Source organism: Pseudomonas sp. GZJR-8, from assembly GCF_002916705.1.
Lineage (GTDB): Bacteria > Pseudomonadota > Gammaproteobacteria > Pseudomonadales > Pseudomonadaceae > Aquipseudomonas > Aquipseudomonas synxantha_A.
The window spans coordinates 18,330-42,221 of record NZ_JXSI01000010.1 but is presented as its reverse complement, the minus strand read 5'-3'; the positions used below and the strand labels follow the sequence as shown (position 1 = coordinate 42,221).

Sequence of the window (23,892 nt, the reverse complement as noted above, 5' to 3'; positions counted from 1 at the left end):
CACAGTTCACTAAATAATTCGCACAGCCCCCATGCTGCGCCGCTTTGAGTACCCATGCCCGCCATCGACCACCCTTTGATCGACCGTTTCCTCGACGCCCTCTGGCTGGAAAAAGGCCTCTCGGATAACACGCGCCAGGCCTACCGCAGTGATCTGGCCCTGTTCAATGGCTGGTTGCAGGAAAAAAACCTTGAGCTGATCAACGCCGGGCGCGAGCTGATCCTCGATCACCTGGCCTGGCGCCTGGAGCAGAACTACAAGCCGCGCTCCACCGCACGGTTTCTCTCCGGCGTGCGTGGCTTTTATCGCTACCTGTTGAGGGAAAAGCTCATCGCGACCGATCCAACTCTACAAGTCGATATGCCGCAATTAGGCAGGCCTCTTCCTAAGTCTTTGTCGGAAGCTGACGTGGAGGCTTTGCTGGCTGCGCCGGATCTCAGCGAAGCCATCGGCCAACGTGATCGCGCCATGCTGGAAGTGCTCTACGCCTGCGGCCTACGGGTGACCGAACTGATCAGCCTGACGCTGGAGCAGGTCAACCTGCGCCAGGGCGTATTGCGTGTGATGGGCAAGGGCAGCAAGGAGCGGCTGGTGCCCATGGGCGAGGAGGCGATTGTGTGGGTCGAGCGCTACATGCGCGATGCGCGCCACGAATTGCTCGGTGGGCGCCCCAGTGATGTGCTGTTTCCCAGCCTGCGCGGCGAGCAGATGACCCGCCAGACCTTCTGGCACCGCATCAAGCACCAGGCCAAAGTGGCTGGAATCGGCAAGGCCCTGTCGCCCCACACCTTGCGCCATGCATTCGCTACCCATTTGCTCAACCATGGTGCCGATTTGCGTGTGGTACAGATGCTGCTCGGGCACAGCGACTTATCCACAACCCAGATCTACACCCATGTGGCACGCGCACGTTTGCAGGATATGCACGCCAAGCATCACCCGCGCGGATAAAAACGTCAGAAATGGCCCATTTTACTTGTCGCGGTCTGCCCTCCCGCCCAACTGTGGTAGGCTTTGCCGGTTCGCAAAGGGGACGGCACCCGTTGTGTCCCAGATCAGTATTCTGCTCCCGTCCCTGCCTCTGCCTTCAGGAGTTCCCATGCGCTTGACCCAGATTATTGCCGCCGCAGCCATTGCGTTGGTTTCCACCTTTGCTGTCGCCGATGATGCGGCCGAGCAGACCATTCGCAAGAGCCTGGCCAACCTGGCGCTCGACACCCCGATCGAAAGCATCAGCGCCAGCCCCATGGCCGGCCTGTATGAAGTCAAGCTCAAGGGCAGCCGTGTGCTGTACGCCAGTGCCGATGGGCAGTACATCGTGCAGGGCTACCTGTTCCAGCTCAAGGACGGCAAGCCGGTCAACCTGACCGAGAAGGCCGAGCGCCTGGGCGTGTCAAAGCTGATCAACGGCATCCCGGTGGCTGAAACCGTGGTTTACCCCGCCATCGGCGAAACCAAGACCCACATCACCGTGTTCACCGACACCACCTGCCCGTACTGCCACAAGCTGCACGCCGAGATACCGGCACTGAACAAGCTGGGTGTGGAAGTGCGCTATGTAGCGTTCCCGCGCCAGGGCCTGGGTTCGCCGGGTGACGAGCAGTTGCAAGCCGTATGGTGCTCGGCCGACAAGAAGGCCGCCATGGACAAGATGGTCGACGGCAAGGAAATCAAATCGGCCAAATGCGCCAACCCGGTTTCCAAGCAGTTCGCCCTGGGCCAGTCCATTGGTGTGAACGGTACACCGGCCATCGTTTTGGCCGACGGCCAGGTGATTCCGGGCTACCAGCCGGCGCCGCAAGTTGCCAAACTGGCACTGGGTGCCAAGTAAGCATTAATCGTCGAGCCTTTGACGATCATGACCCGCCGAACTGTCGACGGGTCATTAATTGAGAGCCGCAGTTGTGCGGCTGTTTTCACGGCCGACCTAGCGTCGGCCGTTTCATGGGGAGTTCTTCAGTGAAACCGGTCAAAGTAGGCATCTGTGGGTTAGGGACCGTCGGTGGCGGTACCTTCAACGTACTTCAGCGTAACGCTGAAGAAATTTCCCGCCGCGCAGGTCGCGGGATTGAAGTGGCGCAAATTGCCACGCGTTCGCCAAAGCCTCAGTTCGAAACGACCGGTATTGCGATTACCAACGATGTATTCGCCGTGGCCACCAACCCTGAGATCGATATCGTCATCGAGCTGGTAGGCGGCTACACCGTGGCCCGCGAGTTGGTGCTCAAGGCCATCGAGCACGGCAAGCACGTGGTCACCGCCAACAAGGCGCTGATCGCCGTGCACGGCAACGAGATCTTCGCCAAGGCTCGCGAGAAGGGCGTGATCGTGGCGTTCGAAGCCGCGGTGGCCGGCGGTATCCCGGTGATCAAGGCGATCCGTGAGGGCCTGTCTGCCAACCGCATCAACTGGGTGGCCGGCATCATCAACGGCACCGGTAACTTCATCCTCACTGAAATGCGCGAGAAGGGCCGTACCTTCGAAGACGTACTGGCCGAAGCCCAGGCCCTGGGCTACGCCGAAGCCGACCCGACCTTCGACGTGGAAGGCATCGACGCGGCACACAAGCTGACCATCCTGGCCTCCATCGCCTTTGGTATCCCGCTGCAATTCGACAAAGCCTACACCGAAGGCATCACCAAGCTGACCACCGCCGACGTGAATTACGCCGAAGCCCTGGGCTACCGCATCAAGCACCTGGGCGTGGCGCGCAGCACCCCGGCCGGTATCGAGTTGCGTGTGCACCCGACGCTGATTCCAGCCGACCGCCTGATCGCCAACGTCAACGGCGTGATGAACGCGGTGATGGTCAACGGTGACGCCGCCGGTTCCACCCTGTTCTACGGCGCCGGTGCCGGCATGGAGCCGACCGCTTCGTCGGTGATCGCCGACCTGGTGGATGTGGTTCGCGCCATGACCAGCGACCCGGAAAACCGCGTGCCGCACCTGGCCTTCCAGCCGGACTCGCTGTCGGCCCACCCGATCCTGCCGATCGAAGCCTGCGAAAGCGCCTACTACCTGCGCATCCAGGCCCAGGACCATCCGGGCGTGCTGGCCCAGGTCGCCAGCATTCTGTCGGAGCGCGGTATCAACATCGAATCGATCATGCAGAAGGAAGTCGAGGAGCAAAACGGCCAGGTGCCGATGATCCTGCTGACCCATCGCGTGCTCGAGCAGCATATCAACGATGCCATCCACGCCCTCGAAGCCCTGCAAGGTGTGGTCGGCCCTGTGGTGCGCATTCGCGTCGAGCACTTGAACTAACCGATTTGTTCCAGGGGCCCCGCACCTTCGGCGGCCTCTGTTCGAGAATGTTTTAGAGGAGCCAGTCATGCGTTACATCAGCACCCGCGGCCAGGCACCGGCCCTGAATTTCGAAGACGTCCTGCTGGCAGGCCTTGCCACCGACGGCGGCCTGTACGTGCCGGAAAACCTGCCACGCTTCACCCAGGAGGAAATCGCTTCCTGGGCCGGCCTGCCGTACTACGAGCTGGCGTTCCGGGTAATGCGCCCGTTCGTCACCGGCAGCATTCCGGATGCGGACTTCAAGAAGATCCTGGAAGAGACGTACGGCGTGTTTGCCCACAGCGCCATCGCGCCTTTGCGCCAGCTGAACGGCAACGAGTGGGTGCTGGAGCTGTTCCACGGCCCGACCCTGGCGTTCAAGGACTTCGCCCTGCAACTGCTGGGGCGCCTGCTGGACTACGTGCTGGAAAAGCGCGGCGAGCGCGTGGTGATCATCGGCGCCACCTCCGGTGACACCGGTTCGGCGGCCATCGAAGGGTGCAAGCACTGCGAAAACGTCGACATCTTCATCCTGCACCCGCACAAGCGCGTGTCGGAGGTGCAACGTCGCCAGATGACCACCATCTTCGGTGAGAACATCCACAACATCGCCATCGAAGGCAACTTCGATGACTGCCAGGAAATGGTCAAGAACAGCTTCGCTGACCAGAGCTTCCTCAAGGGCACACGCCTGGTGGCGGTGAACTCGATCAACTGGGCGCGGATCATGGCCCAGATCGTCTACTACTTCCACGCCTCCCTGCAGCTGGGCGGCCCGGCGCGTTCGGTGTCGTTCTCGGTGCCGACCGGCAACTTCGGCGACATCTTCGCCGGTTATCTGGCACGCAACATGGGCCTGCCGATCAATCAGTTGATCGTTGCTACCAACCGCAATGACATCCTGCACCGCTTCATGAGCGGCAACCAGTACGTCAAGGAAACCCTGCACGCCACACTGTCGCCATCCATGGACATCATGGTGTCGTCTAACTTCGAACGCTTGCTGTTCGACATGCACGGTCGCAATGGCGCGGCGCTGGCCGAGTTGATGAGCAGCTTCAAGCAGGGTGGCGGTTTCAGCGTCGAGCAAGAGCGCTGGACCGAAACCCGCAAGCTGTTCGACTCCCTGGCCGTGGATGATGCGCAGACGTGCGAAACCATTGCCGAGGTCTATGCCCAGACCGGCGAAGTGCTCGACCCCCACACAGCTATCGGCGTGAAGGCTGCGCGCGAATGCCGCCGTAGCCTGGATATTCCAATGGTGATCCTGGGTACCGCGCACCCGGTCAAATTCCCCGAAGCGGTGGAGAAGGCCGGTGTTGGCAAGGCACTGGAATTGCCGGAGCACCTGGCCGACCTGTTCGAGCGTGAAGAGCGCTGCACCGTGCTGGCTAACGACCTGAAGGCGGTGCAGGCGTTTGTCAGCCAGCATGGCAATCGTGGCAAGCCGCTCTGATGCCCGCAGTTGATCAGATTACATCCGGCAGTTAGCTTTTTTGCAGTCGGCCAAGCCCGTCCTCGTGACGGGCTTTTTTATTTTGGCGAGCCATACTTGTTCCTTCGCCCAATCAAGGAAGCCAAATCGGTGCAGGTTTTGATTCAATGGACAGTGCGGCTGATGTGCATGCTGTGGCTCACCCAACTACCGGTAAGCCTGGCGGCCGTCAGCCTGCCCTTCAAGCTGGTGCCGGCGTTTATCCCGCTTGAGCCTTTGCCCCTGGCGCCCGCAGAGCAGCAGTGGCTGGCGACGCATCGGACGTTGAAGGTGGGTATTTCCATTGATGACTATCAGCCGATCGATATCACCCGCGACCGCAACCGCTACCAGGGTATCAGTGCCGATTACCTGAGCCTGGTCGGCGCGCGCTTGCAGGTGCCGATGCAGGTGCTGGGCTTTGCCGAGCGGGCCCAGGCGGTCGAGGCGCTGCGCAGTGGATCCATCGATATCCTGACCAGCGCCAACGGCTATGAGCGCGATGTGCCCGGCTTGCAGTTCACCCAGGACTACATGCCCGATCGGTCAGTGGTGGTGCTGCGTCGCGATGAGCTTCAAGAGGACGACCTGGCGGGCAAGAAAGTCGTATTGCTCGATGGCTACGCCAATGTGCACAACGTGCAGGCGGCTTACCCCGATAGCCACATCATGCTCGCGCCCAACCTCTACAGCGGCCTGGAGGCGCTCAAGCAAGGTGATGCCGATGCGTTTATCGGCAATGAAGTGATTGTGCGGGCCTACAAATCGCTGCGGCCTTACCTGGGGTTGCAGATCAAGGAACAAAGTCGGCTGGCGCCCATCGGCTTTGCTTTCGCCACCCGCCAGGCCGACCCATTGCTGGGGGCGATGATGAACCGCGCCTTGGCGAGCATTGACGAGTCGGTGCAGCGGGAGATCCTGGGCCGCTGGACCACAGGGCTCGGCGTCGGCTTCAGGGGTGAGCGCGTTGAATTGTCGGCCTCGGAGCGCACCTGGCTGTTGCAGCATCCCCATGTCGTGGTGGTGGCGCAGCAGATGTCACCTTACATATTCAAGGACAAGGACGGTCACTGGGTGGGTTTGAATGTCGACCTGCTGCACCGCATTTCGCGCATGACCGGTTTGCAGTTTGTCTTCGAAGAGGTGCACTCCACCGCGCAAACCCTGGAATGGCTGGAAACCGGCAGGGCGCAGATGAACACCACCCTGGCGTCGAATCAGGAGCGCAGGGCGCTGCTCGACTTCAGTCATGGCTTTGGCGGCTCCGGCTGGGTGTTCGTCGAACGCGCCGATGCCACGCCGCTGACTGGGTTGAAGCAGTTGGAAGGCAAGGTCCTGGCGCTGCCGGCGCGCCATGTGCTGGAGAGTTACATCCGCCAGATGCACCCGCAGATCAAGCTGCGCCTGGTGGACAATTACGCCCAGGCCCGCGAACTGGTGCAACGGGGCGAGGCCGCTGCCACGTTGCAGACTGAGGTGGAGGTCCAGAGTTACTCCCAGGAAGGCTTGCGTATTGGCCGCAGTGTCGACGGCAAGTGGTCATCCAATTGCTTGTCGGTACGCAAGGACCAGCCTGAGCTGCTGAGTATCCTGAACAAGGCCCTGGAAGCCTTGCCGGTGGCCGAGTTGAGCGCACTGCGCCTGCGCTGGATCGGCGCTGTGGCGATCCCCCTACCGGCCTGGCAACGGGTGCCGCCCTGGGCGTATTGGATGGTGGCCACGGCGCTGCTGTTTGTGCTGGTATCGCTGGTGTGGAACAGCCGGCTCAAGCGTCAGATTCGCCAGCGGCTGGAGGCCGAGCAGCGGCTCAATGACCAATTGGCGTTCAAACGTGCGTTACTCGACGGCATGCCCAACCCGCTGTTTGTGCGCGACCTGGCCGGGCGGCTGGTGACCTGCAACAAAAGCTATGAACAGCAACTGGCGACCCGGCTTGAGCTGATTCAGGGGCTGACGCTGCTGGAAAGTGGGGTAATGCCCGAGGCCACGGCGGCGCGCCTGCACGCCGGCCATATGGAACAACTGGCCACGCAACAGTCGTTGTTTGTCGATCGCGAGCTGGAGTTCAACGGCGGCAGCTTTCACGTTTACCAGTGGACGGTTCCGTTCTTCGATGCCCAGGGCCGCTTGCAGGGGCTGCTGGGCGGCTGGATCGATATCAATGAACGCAAAGACCTGGAGCACCAACTGATGGATGCCCGCCAGGCTGCCGACGAAGCGAACTACGCCAAAAGTGCATTTCTTTCTGCGCTAAGTCATGAAATTCGCACACCCATGACCGCCATCATCGGTTTGCTCGAGCTGGAGCAGGAACGCTGCCTGGCAAGCGGCCAGCCCGTCTCTGAAGCATTACAGGTGGCCCATCGTTCGGCGCGCGAGCTGATCGCGCTGATGGGCGACAGCCTGGACCTGGCCAAGATCGAGGCCGGTCACCTGCAACTGGTTCCGCAAACCACCGAGTTGAAGGGTTTTTTCGAAGGCATCCAGCGTCTGTTCGAAGCCACGGCGCAAAAAAAGGGCCTGCATTTGACCCTGGCGTTTGATCCTGCGGCCAAGGGCTATTACTGGTTCGATCCGCTGCGTTTACGCCAAGTGATGCACAACCTGCTGGGTAATGCGCTGAAGTTTACCGAGCAGGGCGGGGTGCGGCTCAGCGTCACCTGCCAGCGGGATGAGTCTGATACCGAATACCTGCACCTGTGCGTCGAAGACAGCGGCCCGGGGATCAGCGCCGAACAGCAGCCAAGGTTGTTCAAGCCGTTTACCCAAGTGAGCGCATTGACCGCGGCGGAACATGGCGGCACCGGGCTGGGCCTGAGTATCTGCAAGCAATTGGTGGAGTTGATGGGCGGTCGCATTCACTTGGCAAGCGTGGTGGGTGAGGGCACCGAGGTGTGCATCGACCTGCGCCTTGATCGGGTCAGCACCGACGATGTGCCGGCCACGCCAGCGCCAGCGTTGCCCCCAGCGGGGCGTAGCCTGTCGGTGCTGGTGGTGGATGATTTGGCGGCCAACCGCTTGGTGCTGGCGCAGCAGTTGCAGTTCCTGGGGCATCAGGTGATTGCTCTGGATTCGGCCGAGGCCGCGTTGCAGCGTTGGCGTGAGCAGCGTTTCGACGTGCTGGTGACCGATTGCCAGATGCCGGGTATGTCCGGCTATGCCTTGAGCGAGGCGGTCCGGCGTATCGAAACCGAAGAACAACGGCCCCGTTGTGCGTTGATCGGTTGCACGGCGAACGCGATGAAAGATGAACAAAGACGCTGCGAGGACGCGGGTATGGATGAGCTGCTGGTCAAACCGGTGACTCTGGAGGATTGGACGCGCGTGCTGGCGCGGGTGGCGCCGCAGCGTTCGTTTGATATCCAGGCCCTGCGTACCATGACCCAGGCTGACGGGCCTGTGCTGCATAGCATGTTGCAAGAACTGGCAAAAAGCCTGGATCACGAGCATGAGGTATTGGCCGGCGCATTGGCCGAGCGTGATGTTGCGCGCTTGAATGCGGCGCTGCATCGGCTCAAGGGTATTTGTTCGCTGGTGGATGCGTTGCCGTTGGCCAAGGCTTGTGTGGTGCTTGAGCAATGCGCGCGGGAGCAGCGTGGGGCTGAGCTTGAGGAGCCGTGGTTGAGGTTGTCTGAGGTGTTGAAGGTGTTTCGTCGCGATCTGCAGCCTTATCTGGACTGATAGCTGACGCGATGCAATGTGGGAGGAGATTTGCTCCCGTGACGGCTTGGCAGCAGATGAGTATCTAACTGATGGTATTGGTCCCAAATGTGGGAGGGGGCTTGCCCGGCTCGGTGTGCCCGTAATCCGCCATGGATTTGGGGGGCCGCCGCCACGCGCCATCCATGGCGCGGGGCGGCTAAACCGGCATCCCTGCCGGTTTACCCCCCAAATCCCTGTCGAATTCCGGCCAGCGTGGTTTGACGGGGCGCCTGAGATCAAAAGCAGGTCAAGATCAAGATCGGCTTGCTTCGCATCGTGGTTAGCGGTGGCGTCAACCAAGTTGTGCGCTCCGCTCGACAGTATTTCGGACACGTCCTATGGGACGCTTCGCGTCTTATGGCTACTGTGAAGGACTTTTCCCAGTACCGACTCCATGACCCATGCGCTCTCTCAATGTCCTGATCCTCGAAGACAACCCGTTTCAGCTGATGGCACTGCACCAGATGCTCAATGCCAATGGCGTGTTCAATGTACTGACTGCTGAAGATGTCGAAACGGCTCGCCAGTCCCTGGACAGCAAAGGCCCGGTGGATGTCGCCATCTGCGATCTGTATCTGGAGCAGGGCGATGGGCTGGAGTTGATCCGCGAACTCGCCGAGCGCCGTTTGGCTCAAGTGCTGGTTCTGCTCAGCAATGCTGAGCCCGATGTGCTCGAAGGCGTGGCGAACATGGCCCGGCAATTGGGCCTCAACGTGCTGGCGTGCTTGCCCAAGCCGGCCTCGGCAACGCTGATCGGGCAGGTGTTGGCCGATTGTCAGCGGCACTTGCGCCCAGGGCCAGCGGTGCTGTCCTGGGAGCGTGTGCGCCAGTTGCTGGGGTTGAGCGCGCGGGAACAACTGCCACCGTCGGCGGATGTCAGCCAGGCCACCATCGCGGCCTGCGGCAGGGTCTGGTACCAACCCATCGTCAGCCAGGCCGGGGTGTTGCAAGGGGTGGAGGCGCTGGCGCGTTGGCAGTTGCCGCACGCTCAATTGCTGCTGCCCGAAGAGTTCCTGCCGGTGTTGGAGTTTGCCGGCATGGAAGAGGCCTTTACCTGGCATGTGCTGGAACAGGCACTTGGCCTGGCCAACCAGGTCATGGGCGAGACCGGCCAGGTGCTGCCGGTGGCGGTGAACATTCCCGGACGTATGCTTGAGCGCACACACTTCCCACAAATATTGCAGGGGCTGCTGCAACTTCACGGCATACCCGCCCATAGCCTCACCCTGGAGCTGGTGGAAACCTCAACGCTGAAAACCGACAGTGCCCACCTCACTGGCTTGCTGCGCCTGCGGATGCTGGGTTGCCAGTTGTCCATCGGGGATTTCGGCATAGGTGGCACCAGCTTGCAACATTTGCTGGAGTTGCCTTTCACCGAACTGAAAATCCCCCCGGCGTTTGCCTGCGGAATGGCCGATGACGATCGCAAGGCGGCGGTGGTGGCGGGGGCCATGAGCATGGCCGCGCGCCTGGATATCGCCGTGGTCGTCACCGGGGTTGAAAGTGCTGCCGACTACCACGCTGTGGGTGAGCTGGGGGCGGCGTGGCTGCAAGGCTGCTTCATTGCCCGGCCGATGGAGGCCGAGGCGCTCAAGCAGTGGATTGCGTTCCAGGCTAGGCCAGCCCGTGTTCCTGCACATAAATAAACAGGGCGGCATCATTGGTCAGCCCCAGTTTGCGCATGGCGCTGACTTTTTGCGCACTGACGGTCTGCTTGCTGCGATGCAGATGCGCGGCGATCTGGCCCACCGTCATGCCAGTGGCCAACAGGCGAATCACCTCCAGCTCCCGGGGTGACAACTGTTCCTGGGAGTGCAGGCGATCGGCACCGACTTCTCCGGCCAGGCTCAGCGCCTGGCGAATGGTCTGGGCCACGTAGGTGCGTTGCTGGCGGACCTGACGAATCGCCTGCGGCAGTTCATCGGCCAGGCTGGCCTTGCTCAAAAGGCCCATCACGCCCAATGTCAGAATCGAGTGAAACAAACCGGCATTGTTGAGCATGGTGACCACCACAATCGGCAGGTCCGGGTAGTGTCGGCGCAGTTGGTCGATCAGGCGCAACCCGTCGGCATGGGGCTCGGCAGGCATCATAAAGTCGGTCACCAGCACATCGCAGGCACAGTCTTGCAGCAACGCATTGAGGGCCTGCGGCGAGTTGGCCTCCCCGACGATGCTGATGTGCGGGTCACGCTCAAGCACGGCGCGCAGGCCAATCAGGAAAATCGGATGATCGTCGGCAATGACGACGCGCAAAGGTGTTTCAGACGCAGCTCTCAAGGCAGGCTCCCAGGTAATCCAGGGATTCTAGCGTGTGAGCCTGTGTTTTTTCTCTGTCATCTTTTCCGTGCATGCTCGTTTTCCTCAAGCAGTGGATTACACAAAAGGTAGAACTTTCTGCTTTGAGCACGGGTCACTTGAATGTCAGCCTCTTCGTGACATTTTTGTTTTTCGAACCTTTTTCGAATGATTGAGTGGTGATCGAGATGGAAAGTATCCACCTATTGCTCAGTGAAGCACTGAGCCCTTATCAGGTTACGCTGACCACTTCTGGTGTGCGGGAAGACTGCCTGGTAACCGTAAAGAATCCCGGCGGCGCGATTGTGGTCGAGCGCGACGTCGATCGCGCGCAATTGTCCGACAAGCGTGCGCTGGTGGATGTCGCGGATTGCCTGCTTCGCGACGTGAAAATCGCCGAAGGGCGCCTGGAACCCTCGGTCATTGCTGCCTTGCGCAATGCTGCCCAAACCCGTGGCGGCGCACTCGCATGAAACATTATTTTTCTTCGGAACCTTCCTACGCGGCGGTCAGTCAGAGTCCGTAACAGCAAGAGCAATCATTGTGCTCCGGTGTTTGTCGCTTGCTGTGCGTGCCTTTTTAAGGCCACGTTTAACCCCGAGTTGTCTCCCCACTGCTCGGGGTTTCTTTTTGCCCGCGATTCTCAGATCGCGCCATTCTCACGCAGACTCGCAATAGCCGCCGCGTCGTAGCCCAGGGCATTGAGCAGCACATTGTTGTGTTCACCCAGTTGCGGCCCCACCCATTCACAACTGCCCGGTGTATCCGAAAGCTTGGGCACGATGCCTGGCATCTTGAAGTGCTTGCCGTCCGGGAGCTGAGCCTTGAGGAACATCTCTCGGGCCAGAAATTGCGGGTCGCCCAGCATGTCTTCGGCGCTGTAGATACGGCTGGCGGGTACTTCAGCCTTGTTCAGTTGCTCAATCACCTGCTCCAGCGGCAGCGAGTTGACCCAGCGGTCGATCACGCCATACAGCTCGTCGCGGCGGCTGTCACGCCCATCGTTGCTGGCCAATTGCGGGTCGTTCGCCAAGTCGTCACGGCCGATGGTCGCCATAAAGCGCTTGAAGATTGCATCGCCATTGGCGCCGATCTGCACATGCTTGCCGTCGGCGCTGGTGTGGATCGAAGACGGTGTAATGCCGGGCATGATGTTACCGGTACGCTCGCGAATAAATCCGAACACATCGAACTCGGGAATCATGCTTTCCATCATGGCGAAGATGGCTTCGTACAGCGCCACATCCACCACTTGGCCCAAGCCGCCGTTGACCTCGCGATGACGCAGCGCCATCAGCGCGCCGATCACCGCCCACAGCGCGGCAATCGAGTCGCCGATGGAGATCCCGGTGCGCACCGGCGGGCGGTCTTCGAAGCCGGTGATATAGCGCAAGCCGCCCATGGATTCACCCACGGCACCAAACCCTGGCTGATCCTTCATCGGCCCGGTCTGGCCGAAGCCCGAGAGGCGCACCATCACCAGCTTGGGGTTTAGAGCGTGCAGGGTTTCCCAGCTCAGGCTGAGTTTTTCCAGCACGCCGGGGCGGAAGTTCTCGATCAGGATGTCGGCGTCGGCCAATAGTTTTTTGAGGATTGCCAGGCCGTCGGGGTGCTTGAGGTTGAGGGTCAGCGACTGCTTGTTACGGGCCTGTACGAACCACCACAGCGAGGTGCCTTCATACAGCTTGCGCCATTTGCGCAGCGGGTCGCCGCCGTGCGGGGATTCGACCTTGATCACCTCGGCACCGAATTCAGCGCAAATGCGTGAGGCAAACGGGCCGGCGATCAGGGTGCCCAGTTCGATGACTTTCAGGCCGGCAAGTGGTTTGGCGTTGAGCGACATGGGGATCCTTACAAGCGCGGGACGATGGTGTCCTGCTTTTTAACATAGGCGAGCCGCCCGGATGCAGCGCAGTATTCGTTGAATGACCTCGCCATCGGTTAGACTGGCCGCCTTTCCTTGTCTTTAGAAGCCCGTTCATGGCCCAGCCGTCCACGACCTACAAGTTCGAACTCAACCTCACCGACCTCGACCGTTCGGTGTACGAGAGTGTCAAACAGACCATTGCCCGCCACCCTTCGGAAACCGAAGAGCGCATGACCGTGCGCCTGCTGGCCTACGCCCTCTGGTACAACGAGCAACTGGCGTTCGGGCGTGGCCTGTCGGATGTAGACGAACCAGCCCTGTGGGAAAAAAGCCTGGATGATCGGGTCCTGCACTGGATCGAAGTCGGCCAGCCGGATGCCGATCGCCTGACCTGGTGCTCGCGCCGCACCGAGCGCACCAGCCTGCTGGCCTATGGCAGCCTGCGTGTGTGGGAAGGCAAGGTAGTGCCGGTGGCCAACAACCTGAAGAACGTGCACATCGCTGCCGTGCCCCAGGAAGTGTTGGAGACCCTGGCCAAGGACATGCCGCGGGTGATCAAGTGGGATGTGATGATCAGCGAAGGTACGATCTTCGTGACCGACGACCGTGGCCAGCATGAAGTGCAACTGCAATGGCTGGTTGGCGAGCGCGGTTGAAAAGGTGGGAGCAGGCAAGCCAGCTCCCACACTTGATCTTTGTTGCGTTCAATATCTGTGTTTAACCGATGTATTAGAAGAGAAGCGCCCGTCACCCCATGCGTATCGATCCCCGCCCATTGCCCGCCGTTCTGCCTTTTCTCGGTGAATTGCCGCCGCTGTTGACCCGTCTCTATGCCGCGCGCGGGGTGCAATCGGAAGCTGAGCTGGACAAGAGCCTGGCGCGGTTGATTCCCTACCAGCAGCTCAAAGGGATCGACGCGGCGGTGGACTTGCTGGTGACCGCCCTGGAGCAGCGCCAACGCATCCTGATCGTTGGTGACTTCGACGCCGATGGCGCCACGGCGAGCACCGTAGGTACCCTGGGCCTGCGCTTGCTTGGGGCGACCCATGTCGATTACCTGGTGCCCAACCGTTTCGAGTACGGCTACGGCCTGACGCCGGAAATCGTCGCGGTGGCGTTGCAGCGCGAGCCCCAGTTGCTGATTACCGTGGACAACGGCATCTCCAGCGTCGAAGGCGTGGCGGCGGCGAAAGCGGCGGGGCTGAAGGTGCTGGTCACCGACCACCACTTGCCCGGCGATGAACTGCCGGCCGCCGACGCCATCGTCAATCCGAACCAGCCGGGCTGCACGTTTCCCAGCAAGGCCCTGGCCGGTGTCGGCGTGATCTTCTACGTGTTGATGGCCCTGCGCGCGCGGTTACGCAGCCTGGGTTGGTATGACAACAAACCCCAACCGAACATCGGTGAACTGCTTGATCTGGTGGCGTTGGGCAGCGTCGCCGACGTGGTGCCGCTGGACGCCAACAACCGCATCCTCGTTCATCAAGGCCTGGAGCGTATTCGTGCCGGTCGGGCGCGGCCAGGCATCAAGGCGATCCTGGAAGTGGCCAAGCGCGACCACGCTCGCATCACCTCCACCGACCTGGGGTTTATCCTCGGCCCGCGGCTGAACGCGGCCGGGCGCCTGGATGACATGAGCCTGGGCATCGAATGCCTGCTCACCACCGACGCTGGCGCCGCACGGGAAATGGCCGCGCAACTGGACGGCATGAACCAGGACCGTAAATCCATTGAACAAGGCATGCAGCGCGAGGCCCTGGCCCAGCTCAAGGACTTGCCGGTGGAGTCGATGCCGTACGGTTTGTGCCTGTTCGACCCGGAGTGGCACCAGGGGGTGATCGGCATCCTCGCGTCGCGCATGAAAGAACGTTACTTCCGCCCGACCATTGCCTTTGCTGACGCGGGCGACGGCCTGCTCAAGGGTTCTGGGCGTTCGGTGCAAGGCTTTCATATCCGCGATGCGCTGGCGGTTGTTGCAAGCCAGCATCCCAACCTGATCAGCAAGTACGGCGGTCACGCCATGGCCGCCGGGCTGACCCTGCCCGAGGCGAACTTCCCGCTGTTTGCGCAAGCCTTCGATGCCGAAGTGCGTCGGCAGCTGCGTGAAGAGGACCTCACCGGCCGCTTGCTCTCCGACGGCACTTTGGCTGTGGAAGAGTTTCACCTGGAACTGGCCCGCGCCCTGCGTCACGCCGGCCCTTGGGGGCAGCACTTTCCGGAGCCGTTGTTTCACGGGGTGTTCCAGTTGGTGGAGCAGCGTGTGGTCGGGGAGCGGCACCTTAAAGTGGTGCTCAAGAGCGAGTGTGGGTCAGTGAAGCTTGATGGCATCGCCTTCGGCGTGGACCGCGAGGTGTGGCCGAACCCGACCGTGCGGTGGGTAGAGTTGGCCTATAAGCTGGATGTGAACGAGTTTCGCGGCAATGAGACTGTACAGCTGATGATTGCTCACATCGAACCGCGCTAGATATTACTGACAATACAAAACAAATGTGGGAGGGGGCTTGCTCCCGATAGCGGTGGATCAGTCATACATCATTGACTGACACCCTGCTATCGGGAGCAAGCCCCCTCCCACATTTGGTTTTGTGTACAGCCCTGGAGCTACTCGGCTTTGGCCTGGTGCTTGACGATAATATCCACCAAGCGCTTGGCCAGCGCCGGGTAGTTTTCATCGAAGTGATGCCCGCCCGGCAGCTTCATGGCTTCGCCCACTGCGGTCTTGTCGGTGCAGCCACTCTCGTCGACTTCCTCTGCACCATAGATGCACACGACCTTCTCAGGTGGCAGCTTGGCCATTTCCGGGCCGGTGGCGGCTTCTTTGCCGGCGTTGCCCAGCCAACCTTCCACTTCGATTTCAAAGCTGCCAGTGCGCGCAAATGCCAACAGGATGATCGCATCGACGCGCTGCTGTTCGTTTTCCGGCATACGGTTGTAAATGGCCGGCAGTACATCGGCGCCGAACGAATAACCGGTCAGCACGAAGCGCTTGGTGCCCCACTTCTGCCGATAGTGTTGCATCAACTCGGTGAGGTCCTTGGCGCTTTGCTCCGGGCTCTTGTGCTGCCAGTAGTAGCGCAGTGTGTCGATGCCGACCACCGGGTAGCCGATCTTCGCCATCTCGCCGGCCACATCGCGGTCCAGGTCACGCCAGCCGCCGTCACCGGAGAGGAACAGGGTCACGGTGTCTTTGGCCTGCCCGGCAGGAACTTCCACCACGGGAATCGCCAGGCCACCGTTGTCCGAACCGACCAGTTGCTTGCGCAGCTCGTTGTTCAGCACTTGCGGGTAATGAATGTCGTAGTCGCTGATGCTGGTGGTGGCACGCGGCGTGTCACGTACGAAGCTGGCGCTTTCATCGTCGGGATTGTCGTTCCACGCCACCAGCCAGTTGCCGTGGGCAGAGGTCGTGGGCAGCGGGTCGTTGCAGCCTTCCTGTTTCAGGGCAAAGCCGACGGAGATCGCGTTAGCCTTGTCATCATTCTGAGTGGCCAGCCAGCGCCAGGCGAGCGCAGCGCCAGGGCCGATGCCGCTGACCAGGGTCGCCGGGCCTTTGAGCTGGGCCAGGGCGCCTTGCAGCGCTTGTTCCTGCAGCTTGCAGTCATCCTTAGGCAGGATCACCTGAACGATTTGCGCCGCGCCGCCCTGGCTCAGGGCAACCAGTTGGCTGTCGGTCAGCGCTTCATCGGCCATCACGGCCACAGCCACACGGGCTTTGGCGGCGCTGGCGGGGGTGACGCGGGTCATTACCGAGCCATCGGCCTGGGGCAATTGCTCCAGGGTCGGTTGCGGGGCAGGGCGATTCCAGTACCAAAAACCACCCGCCACGACCAGCGCGAGCAGCACTACAAAGGCCAATACATACCGCCAGGAGCGTCGAATCATCAGCGTTTCACCAATCCAGTCAAGCCGCCCGCGATCAGGGCGGCGGTATCGGCCAGTGCCACCAGCGGATCAAGTCCTGCGGGCACGGCCATGTAACGGGGTTCCCAGTCGGGCTGGAACTTGTCTTTGAAGCGGCGCAAACCTTGGAAGTTATACAGTTGCTCGCCACGGCGGAACACCATCGAGCCCAGGCGCTGGGTCAGCGGTGCGCCACGGCGCGGTTGCAAGCCCGACAGCGGCACCATACCGAGGCTGAAGCGGGCGTAGCCGTGGTTCTTATAATGTTGAATCAGGCCCACCATCATGAATTCCATCGTGAGCTTGGGCGCGTCGGGGTGGGCGCGCATCAGGTCAAGGCTGGCCAGGTCATGATTGTAGGTCTCGAGCAGGTTGGCGAAGGCTACCGGGCGCCCTTCGAAGCGAATGATCGCGATACGGAAGTGCTTGAGGTAGTCGTCGCTGAAACGGCCCAGGGAGAAGCCTTTTTCCCGCACATTCTTACCTGTAAGCCAGGCATCGGAGATGACTTTTAATTCATCCATCGGCGCCTGGCCCGGTTCGAAGATTTCCAGGGACAAGCCGTCCCGGGTGCCACGGTTCCAGGTGTAGCGCAAATCCTTCATCTCTTTGCCCTTGGCTTCCAGGTCAAAGCGTTTCAGGTCGACGCGGGCTTCTTCGCCCAGCTTGATCGCGGTGAGTCCGATGTCCATGTAGTACGGCAGGTTCTCGGCGCGTACCTGGTAGAACACCGGTCTTGCGTGGTGGATATCGCACAGGTCACGGAACTGCCAGATCATCTCGGCGCGCGGCTGGGTCGGGCCGATCGGGTCGTACAAGGCCACCAGGCTGCGCCCGCGACGGGCGTACATCAGGAAGGCTTCATCGTTGGGGTGAAACAGCAGCGCCTTGTCGCCGGTCAGCGCCAGGCCGCCGTCGGGTTGGGACGAGGCCATCAGGATCTTGCTGGCGCGCTCCAGTTCTTCCGGGGTGGGCAAGTGGATGACCGGGCGCGCCGTGCGCAGCAGCCAGGTCAGCGATACGATCACCAGCAGCACCGCAGCGCCCAGCAACGAGCGCAAACCGCGGGGGGCGTTGGCGTCGAGGGTGAACTGCCACCACAGTTGATGGCTGTAAGGCACATCCTGATAGGCGAACAACAGCAGCCAGATCGAGGCGCCGAGTACACAGACACTGGCCACCAGGTAAAGCGGCGAAAACGGCAGCTCGGTCAAGCGGCTGGCGCGGTAGAACGAGCGGCGAAAGATCGCCAGCAGCACCGCGGTCATGGTCATCAGGCTGGCTTCTTCCCAGTCGAAGCCCTTGAGCAACGAGAGCAGGGCGCCGACCAGCAGCAGCACCATGGTCAGCATCCAGGCCGCCGACAAACGTCGACGCAGGCCCTGGGCGAGCAACAGGCACAACACGCCGATCAGGCTGGCACCAAAGTGCGAGGCGTCAATCAGGCGGTGGGGAATCAGGAAGCCGATGTTTTCCAGGCGTGAGTCGATCTCTGGCGTGGCGCCGGAAAACAGCAGGACCACGCCGGACAAAAAAACCAGGACGGCCAATACCGGCGCTGCCAGCCCCGACGCCACCCGCAGGCTTTGCTGGGTCTGGAACAGGCGCTGGGCCTCGTTGACCAGCAGGAACACACAGGCGATCAGCAGCGGCAATACCACGTAGATCATCCGGTACAGCAGCAAGGCGGCAGCCAGGGGCGCGGCACCGAGTTTGTCGGCGAAGGCCGCCAGCAGGATCGCTTCGAATACACCCACGCCCCCCGGCACATGGCTGAGCACACCGGCGGCCAGTGCCAGCAGGTACACCAGCAGGAACGGGCCGAAGGGCGGTGCTTCCGGCAACAGCATATAAAGGACGGCAGCGGCAGCGGCTACGTCGAGGGCGGTGATGATCAACTGCAGGAAGGTCAGGCGGCGGCCCGGCAGGCGCAGGGTGCGACGCCCGGCCTTGACCAGCAGGTTATCGGGGTAGGGCTGTTCCGGCAGGCGACGACGATAGATGCCGATGCACAGCATGGCCGACAACACCAACACGGCGCCGGAAATCCCCCCGAGCAGGCTTTGCGGTAAATGCAGGTAAGTCGAAGCCGCCGGCAAATTGCTCAGCGTGGCCAATGCGGCCAGTGGCGGCAGGGCACAGCCCAGGGCCAGGCTGGCGAACACGGTCATGTGCGCCACTTCCGATGCGCCGATGCCGTGGCGTGCATATAAACGGTAGCGCACCGAACCGCCCGAGAGCATCGACAAGCCAATGGCGTTGCCGATGGCAAAGGCGGTGAAGCCACCCAGGGCCAGGGTCTTGGCGGGTAACTTCACGCCGGCATAGCGTGCGCCGGAAAATTCATAACCAAGCAGGATAATGAAACCTGCGACTGCCGCTGCAAACGCACCGAGCAAGGCTGGCTTGGGCACTTCCAGAATCGAATCGTGGAGTGCGTAGAGGTCCAGTTCCAGCAGCAGGTGTCGGCAGGCGATCAGGGCGATTGCAAACAGCAGCAGCGTTACGGCCAGGCCAATGGGCTGGCGATACTTGCTCAACAAATCCAGCCATCGCAAGCGGGTCGGCGTGATCGGTTGTTCTGCTGTGACGGTGTCTTGTGGTTCAGACGAGTTGGCGCGCATCAATCACCTCGTGGATTGTGCGCGACAGGATGGGGGTATCCGGCCAAGTTACCAATCCCTATGGACAAAATAATTACAAATATTAACGCGGATCACCGGGGGCGGCGACTGCGGCCATTGGTCGTAGAGGGTAGCGCTTGAGCATTGAGCCCAGCGTGCAATGAGATGGACTCTACAAACCGACTACGGTTTCATGAAAGATGCCATGCCATTGTTTCAGAAGAACTTTTTCGTCGGATACAAAAAAGGCCACTCTTTCGAGTAGCCTTTTTTGATGTTTGGTTGCGGGAGCCGGATTTGAACCGACGACCTTCGGGTTATGAGCCCGACGAGCTACCAGACTGCTCCATCCCGCGTCTGTGGGCGGCATTCTACAGCCAAGCGGCGAGGTGTCAACCGTTAATGAGCCGATGGTGCAAATAAGCGCTAATTATTCTGAAATCAAGGCCTTGGCCGCATTTTGCAGAAGCAGTGGGTGAAAAACAGGCACGCACAAAAAAGGCCACTCTTTCGAGTAGCCTTTTTTGATGTTTGGTTGCGGGAGCCGGATTTGAACCGACGACCTTCGGGTTATGAGCCCGACGAGCTACCAGACTGCTCCATCCCGCGTCTGTGTGTCGGCATTCTACAGAGGAACGCGTGTGTGTCAACCTGTAAATCAAACAAAAGCGCTTGTGGTTCAATCGGTTAGCTCTCCAAGGCGGGCTCGTGAAGCGCTTCGGGCCAGTCAGGCTGAGGCTTTCAGCTCTATCGGAAGCCTGAATTCGATTGAGAAAATAAATTCATCGGGGAAACTTCCTACCACTTGGAAGGAAGAATCAAACTACTGGTGCTATATACAGGGGTGAATGCGATACTGGCCACCCGTTGGTTCACACCCCGTTTATATGACGCAGCGCAAAATCATCCACGTCGACTGTGATTGCTTCTACGCCGCCATCGAGATGCGTGACGACCCGAGCCTGGCGCAAAAGCCCTTGGCTGTGGGCGGCTCGGCGGATCGGCGGGGGGTTATCGCTACCTGCAACTACGAAGCGCGTGCGTATGGAGTTCGTTCTGCGATGTCGTCGCGTCACGCCTTGAAGCTGTGCCCCGACCTGACCATCGTCAAGCCGCGCATGGATGCCTATAAAGAAGCATCGAAGGAAATCCAGACGATCTTTCGCGACTACACCGACTTGATCGAGCCGTTGTCGCTGGATGAAGCCTACCTCGACGTCTCCGACAGCCCGCATTTTGGCGGCAGTGCCACGCGCATTGCCCAGGACATTCGCCGGCGCGTTTCCAACCAGTTGCATATCACCGTGTCTGCCGGCGTGGCGCCGAACAAGTTCCTGGCCAAGATTGCCAGCGACTGGAAGAAGCCCAACGGCCTGTTCGTGATTACCCCGGACCAGGTCGAAGACTTTGTCTCGCAGCTGCGGGTCAGCAAGCTGCACGGCGTTGGCAAGGTCACCGCCGATAAGCTCGCGCGCCTGGGTATCGAAGACTGCTTGCAGTTGCGCGAGTGGAACAAACTGGCGCTGGTGCGCGAATTCGGCAGTTTTGGCGAAAGGCTCTGGAGCCTGGCCCGTGGGATTGATGACCGCGTGGTGCAAAACGACAGTCGTCGACAGTCCATCAGTGTGGAAAATACCTACGATGTGGACTTGCCGGATCTTTCAAGCTGCCTGGCTAAACTTCCCGAATTGATGGAAACCCTCGCGGGGCGTATGGCGCGCATCGACAGCAGCTATCGGGCGGGCAAGCCGTTCGTCAAAGTGAAGTTTCATGACTTTACCCAGACGACGCTGGAGCAGGCGGGGGCAGGGCGGGATCTGGAGAGTTATCAGCAGTTGCTGACCCAGGCGTTTAATCGCGGGGGCAAGCCGGTGCGTTTGTTGGGGATTGGGGTGCGGTTGCTGGACCTGAGCGGCGGTAACGAACAGCTCGAATTTTCCTGGTAGAAACCGGGATTAGAGAGTGTGGGAGACTCAAGTGTGGGAGGGGGCTTGCTCCCACATTTGATCTCCAACAGGCTGCAGATTTCAGCGTGCGCCAGGATCTGCGACCAACCGCCCCGCATCCTTGGTCAGTGCCTGCACAAACTCCTGCTGCAATTCCGGATCATTGCGGGTCAGCTCGATCAGGCTTTGTTCCAGTTCGCTGGCTTCTTCTTCCAGGCCCAGTTCCGACAGGCGCTTGACGCGGTGCACCCATTGGTTCACTTCGTCATCTTCCAGGTCGTCGTAGATCAGGCCATGGGCTTCCAGCAATTTGCCACGCAGGCCGTTGCTGACCGCCAGGGTCGAGTCTGTGTGCACATCGTCCTGACCATCTGCCACGCTGATCTTCAAGGTGGTGACGCGGTTCAGGTCCTGCTCGGCAAACGGGCTGTCCAACAGGTTCAGGCGCAGGATGCCGTTGCGGTCGGTGGTCAGCTCATGGGTCTGCTTGCCGGCAGTGACTTGTACCGGGCGCTCGCTCCACGGCAGGCTCGAATACTCCAGGCGTTTGTCGCGCTGGACTTCATCGATAGCTGCCAGGTTCTGTTGCGCACGGCCATGGGATTGCACGTTCATGAACGGGTTGATGCCGTCCACGCCATAGCTCAGCCAGTCTCGCGTCACACTCGTGGGCAGGTTGCCGAGGGCGAAGATATTCGCCACGTTGGCACCCACGCCCGCCACCAACGCCACGGCACCCAGCGGCATCTCATAGAGTTTGCGCCAGGGCTGGTAGGGCGTGTAGCGATCGTAACGACGGGTGACTTCGAATTCGGTGACCTCGAAGGTCTTCTGCTCATGAATGCGAACCCGGCGTTGCGGCAGCTCCAGCACTTTGGGTTCGCCTACATCGATCTGCAGGCTGTGATCGAGCAATTTACGCTCGACCCGCTCCTCGTGCTCACTGCGTTGCGACATCTGATTGGCGCAGCCGCTGACCAGCAGGGCGCCGCACAAGGCGGCACCCCCCAGGGCTTTGGTGTTTCGCTTGAACATGACTTCTCTTGATCTGGTTTTCAGCGACGAATACGCGCCTGAAGGAAAGACAGCACGTCAGCCACCGGCAACGGTTGGGCTTGCGCTTCGGTCCGGCTCTTGTATTCCAGATTGCCATCGGCCAGGCCACGGTCACTGACCACGATCCGGTGCGGGATGCCAATCAGTTCCATGTCGGCGAACTTGATGCCCGGGCTGGTTTTCTTGTCCCGGTCATCGAGCAGCACTTCAAAACCGGCAGCGGTCAGTTCAGCGTACAGCTTGTCGGTGGCTTCGCGTACTTGCTCGGTTTCATAGCGCAACGGCACCAGGGCCACCTGGAACGGCGCCAAAGCGTCACTCCAGATGATGCCTTTCTCGTCGTTGTTCTGCTCGATGGCAGCGGCGACCACGCGGGAAACACCAATGCCGTAGCAGCCCATGTCCAGGGTGATCGGCTTGCCGTTCTCGCCCAGCACTTCGCACTTCATCGCCTTGCTGTACTTGTTGCCCAGCTGGAAGATGTGCCCGACTTCGATGCCGCGCTTGATTTCCAGGGTGCCCTTGCCATCCGGGCTTGGGTCACCGGCTACGACGTTGCGCAGGTCGGCCACGGTCGGAACCGGCAGGTCACGCTCCCAGTTCACGCCGAAGTAGTGCTTGTCGTCGATGTTCGCGCCGATACCGAAGTCGCTCATCAGCTCGACGGAACGGTCGATGATGATCGGCAGCGGCAGGTTCAGCGGGCCTAGGGAACCGGCACCGGCACCAATGGCGTCGCGCAGTTCGGCATCGGTGGCCATGACCAGCGGGCTGGCTACGCCAGCCTGGTTGGCGGCCTTGATTTCGTTGAGCTCGTGGTCGCCACGGATCACCAGGGCGATCAGCTTGCCTTCTTCTTCAGCGCGCACGATCAGGGTCTTGATGGTCTTTTCAATCGGCAGATTGAATTTCTCCACCAGGGCCACGATGGTTTTGGTGTCCGGCGTGTCGACCAGGCGCAGCTCCTCGGTGGGAGCAGGGCGCGAGGTTTCACGTGGTATGGCTTCGGCCTTCTCGATGTTCGCCGCGTAGTCGGAACCGTTGCTGAACACGATATCGTCTTCACCGGACTCGGCCAGCACGTGGAATTCGTGGGAGCCGGCACCGCCGATGGAGCCGTTGTCCGCTTCAACCGGGCGGAACTTCAGGCCCAGGCGCGTGAATACATTGCAGTAGGCCTGGTGCATGCGGTCGTAGGTCGCTTGCAGGGAAGCCTGGTCGGCGTGGAACGAATAGGCGTCCTTCATGATGAATTCGCGACCACGCATCAAGCCGAAGCGCGGGCGGATTTCATCGCGGAATTTGGTCTGGATCTGATACAGGTTCAGCGGCAACTGTTTATAGCTGCTCAACTCGTTGCGCATCAGGTCGGTGATGACTTCTTCATGGGTCGGGCCGGCGCAGAAATCGCGGCCATGACGGTCCTTGAAGCGCAGCAACTCAGGGCCGTACTCTTCCCAGCGCCCGGATTCCTGCCACAACTCAGCCGGTTGGGTGCTCGGCATCAACACTTCCAGAGAGCCGGCAGCGTTCATTTCTTCGCGAACGATGGCTTCGACCTTGCGCATCACCTTCAAGCCCATGGGCAACCAGGTGTACAGGCCCGAGGCCAGTTTGCGGATCATGCCGGCGCGCAGCATCAGCTGATGGCTGATCACAACCGCGTCGGAAGGCGTTTCTTTCTGTGTGGCGAGCAAATATTGACTGGTACGCATGGTAGGCCGTTGTCGGTTGCTTGGACTT

Annotated in this window: 16 protein-coding genes and 2 tRNA genes; 10 read left to right on the top strand and 8 right to left on the bottom strand. The window is 60.8% G+C overall.

The genetic code is table 11. The features are described 5' to 3' along the window. Positions 1 to 54: 54 nt before the first annotated feature. The 6 genes from xerD (at position 55) to TK42_RS19135 (ending at position 10,107) form a co-directional block, all read left to right on the top strand. Positions 55 to 951: a site-specific tyrosine recombinase XerD gene (xerD, locus tag TK42_RS19160; RefSeq protein WP_078822235.1), complete on the top strand. Its 897-nt coding sequence runs from the start codon at positions 55 to 57 to the stop codon at positions 949 to 951. Positions 952 to 1,099: 148 nt separating this feature from the next. Continuing rightward, positions 1,100 to 1,831: a thioredoxin fold domain-containing protein gene (locus tag TK42_RS19155; protein WP_005791088.1), complete on the top strand. Its 732-nt coding sequence runs from the start codon at positions 1,100 to 1,102 to the stop codon at positions 1,829 to 1,831. A gap of 128 nt (positions 1,832 to 1,959) precedes the next feature. After that, the gene (locus TK42_RS19150; protein WP_005791086.1) at positions 1,960 to 3,264 is read left to right on the top strand and encodes a homoserine dehydrogenase; all 1,305 of its coding nucleotides are present in this window, start codon (positions 1,960 to 1,962) and stop codon (positions 3,262 to 3,264) included. 67 nt (positions 3,265 to 3,331) lie between these two features. Beyond that, a complete protein-coding gene (gene thrC, locus TK42_RS19145; protein WP_032879637.1) occupies positions 3,332 to 4,741 on the top strand; it encodes a threonine synthase in 1,410 nt (469 codons plus the stop codon). Between the two features lie 129 nt (positions 4,742 to 4,870). Continuing rightward, positions 4,871 to 8,440 (top strand): ATP-binding protein, encoded by a 3,570-nt coding sequence (locus tag TK42_RS19140; RefSeq protein ID WP_103734887.1) that lies wholly within the window; start codon positions 4,871 to 4,873, stop codon positions 8,438 to 8,440. A gap of 422 nt (positions 8,441 to 8,862) precedes the next feature. Further along, positions 8,863 to 10,107 (top strand): EAL domain-containing protein, encoded by a 1,245-nt coding sequence (locus TK42_RS19135; protein ID WP_103734886.1) that lies wholly within the window; start codon positions 8,863 to 8,865, stop codon positions 10,105 to 10,107. Here the strand turns inward: TK42_RS19135 and TK42_RS19130 are convergent. Next, entirely contained in the window at positions 10,076 to 10,738 is a 663-nt protein-coding gene (locus TK42_RS19130) for a response regulator transcription factor (RefSeq protein WP_078822230.1), read from the bottom strand. The genes TK42_RS19135 and TK42_RS19130 overlap by 32 nt on opposite strands. Positions 10,739 to 10,944: 206 nt before the next feature. Between TK42_RS19130 and TK42_RS19125 the strand changes: the two genes are divergently transcribed. Beyond that, entirely contained in the window at positions 10,945 to 11,229 is a 285-nt protein-coding gene (locus TK42_RS19125) for a DUF3509 domain-containing protein (RefSeq protein WP_032803962.1), read from the top strand. 170 nt (positions 11,230 to 11,399) lie between these two features. On the opposite strand, the gene TK42_RS19120 is transcribed toward TK42_RS19125, so the two are convergent. Further along, positions 11,400 to 12,599, bottom strand: a complete 1,200-nt coding sequence (locus tag TK42_RS19120; protein ID WP_103734885.1) for a CaiB/BaiF CoA-transferase family protein — start codon at positions 12,597 to 12,599, stop codon at positions 11,400 to 11,402. A 137-nt stretch (positions 12,600 to 12,736) separates the two neighbouring features. On the opposite strand from TK42_RS19120, the gene TK42_RS19115 reads away from it, so the two are divergent. Next, positions 12,737 to 13,279 (top strand): YaeQ family protein, encoded by a 543-nt coding sequence (locus TK42_RS19115; protein ID WP_003193952.1) that lies wholly within the window; start codon positions 12,737 to 12,739, stop codon positions 13,277 to 13,279. Positions 13,280 to 13,377: 98 nt separating this feature from the next. Next, a complete protein-coding gene (gene recJ, locus TK42_RS19110; protein ID WP_103734884.1) occupies positions 13,378 to 15,087 on the top strand; it encodes a single-stranded-DNA-specific exonuclease RecJ in 1,710 nt (569 codons plus the stop codon). A 137-nt stretch (positions 15,088 to 15,224) separates the two neighbouring features. Here recJ and TK42_RS19105 read toward each other — a convergent pair whose 3' ends face one another. The 4 genes from TK42_RS19105 to TK42_RS19090 form a co-directional block, all read right to left on the bottom strand. After that, positions 15,225 to 16,505, bottom strand: coding sequence for a virulence factor family protein (locus tag TK42_RS19105; RefSeq protein WP_103734883.1), 1,281 nt, complete (start codon positions 16,503 to 16,505; stop codon positions 15,225 to 15,227). Further along, positions 16,505 to 19,147 (bottom strand): bifunctional lysylphosphatidylglycerol flippase/synthetase MprF, encoded by a 2,643-nt coding sequence (gene mprF, locus TK42_RS19100; protein WP_005791060.1) that lies wholly within the window; start codon positions 19,145 to 19,147, stop codon positions 16,505 to 16,507. The genes TK42_RS19105 and mprF overlap by 1 nt, the downstream gene beginning before the upstream one ends. A 279-nt stretch (positions 19,148 to 19,426) precedes the next feature. Continuing rightward, positions 19,427 to 19,503: transfer RNA gene (locus TK42_RS19095), tRNA-Met, on the bottom strand. Positions 19,504 to 19,679: 176 nt separating this feature from the next. After that, positions 19,680 to 19,756, bottom strand: a tRNA-Met gene (locus TK42_RS19090). Between the two features lie 278 nt (positions 19,757 to 20,034). Here TK42_RS19090 and dinB point away from each other — a divergent pair. Further along, positions 20,035 to 21,093: a DNA polymerase IV gene (gene dinB / locus TK42_RS19085; RefSeq protein WP_005791058.1), complete on the top strand. Its 1,059-nt coding sequence runs from the start codon at positions 20,035 to 20,037 to the stop codon at positions 21,091 to 21,093. A gap of 81 nt (positions 21,094 to 21,174) precedes the next feature. Here dinB and TK42_RS19080 read toward each other — a convergent pair whose 3' ends face one another. Both TK42_RS19080 and TK42_RS19075 read right to left on the bottom strand, forming a co-directional pair. Further along, positions 21,175 to 22,128, bottom strand: coding sequence for a hypothetical protein (locus TK42_RS19080; protein WP_103734882.1), 954 nt, complete (start codon positions 22,126 to 22,128; stop codon positions 21,175 to 21,177). Between the two features lie 20 nt (positions 22,129 to 22,148). Next, a complete protein-coding gene (locus TK42_RS19075; RefSeq protein ID WP_103734881.1) occupies positions 22,149 to 23,864 on the bottom strand; it encodes a proline--tRNA ligase in 1,716 nt (571 codons plus the stop codon). Between the last annotated feature and the right edge of the window lie 28 nt (positions 23,865 to 23,892).

Bases quoted from the DNA above. Each gene is read 5' to 3' on its own strand.
- recJ (WP_103734884.1), top strand. From the start codon at position 13,378: ATGCGTATCGATCCCCGCCCATTGCCCGCCGTTCTGCCTTTTCTCGGT.
- TK42_RS19125 (WP_032803962.1), top strand. From the start codon at position 10,945: ATGGAAAGTATCCACCTATTGCTCAGTGAAGCACTGAGCCCTTATCAG.
- TK42_RS19075 (WP_103734881.1), bottom strand. From the start codon at position 23,864: ATGCGTACCAGTCAATATTTGCTCGCCACACAGAAAGAAACGCCTTCC.
- TK42_RS19080 (WP_103734882.1), bottom strand. From the start codon at position 22,128: ATGTTCAAGCGAAACACCAAAGCCCTGGGGGGTGCCGCCTTGTGCGGC.
- mprF (WP_005791060.1), bottom strand. From the start codon at position 19,147: ATGCGCGCCAACTCGTCTGAACCACAAGACACCGTCACAGCAGAACAA.
- thrC (WP_032879637.1), top strand. From the start codon at position 3,332: ATGCGTTACATCAGCACCCGCGGCCAGGCACCGGCCCTGAATTTCGAA.
- TK42_RS19115 (WP_003193952.1), top strand. From the start codon at position 12,737: ATGGCCCAGCCGTCCACGACCTACAAGTTCGAACTCAACCTCACCGAC.
- dinB (WP_005791058.1), top strand. From the start codon at position 20,035: ATGACGCAGCGCAAAATCATCCACGTCGACTGTGATTGCTTCTACGCC.
- TK42_RS19120 (WP_103734885.1), bottom strand. From the start codon at position 12,599: ATGTCGCTCAACGCCAAACCACTTGCCGGCCTGAAAGTCATCGAACTG.
- TK42_RS19135 (WP_103734886.1), top strand. From the start codon at position 8,863: ATGCGCTCTCTCAATGTCCTGATCCTCGAAGACAACCCGTTTCAGCTG.
- TK42_RS19155 (WP_005791088.1), top strand. From the start codon at position 1,100: ATGCGCTTGACCCAGATTATTGCCGCCGCAGCCATTGCGTTGGTTTCC.
- xerD (WP_078822235.1), top strand. From the start codon at position 55: ATGCCCGCCATCGACCACCCTTTGATCGACCGTTTCCTCGACGCCCTC.
- TK42_RS19105 (WP_103734883.1), bottom strand. From the start codon at position 16,505: ATGATTCGACGCTCCTGGCGGTATGTATTGGCCTTTGTAGTGCTGCTC.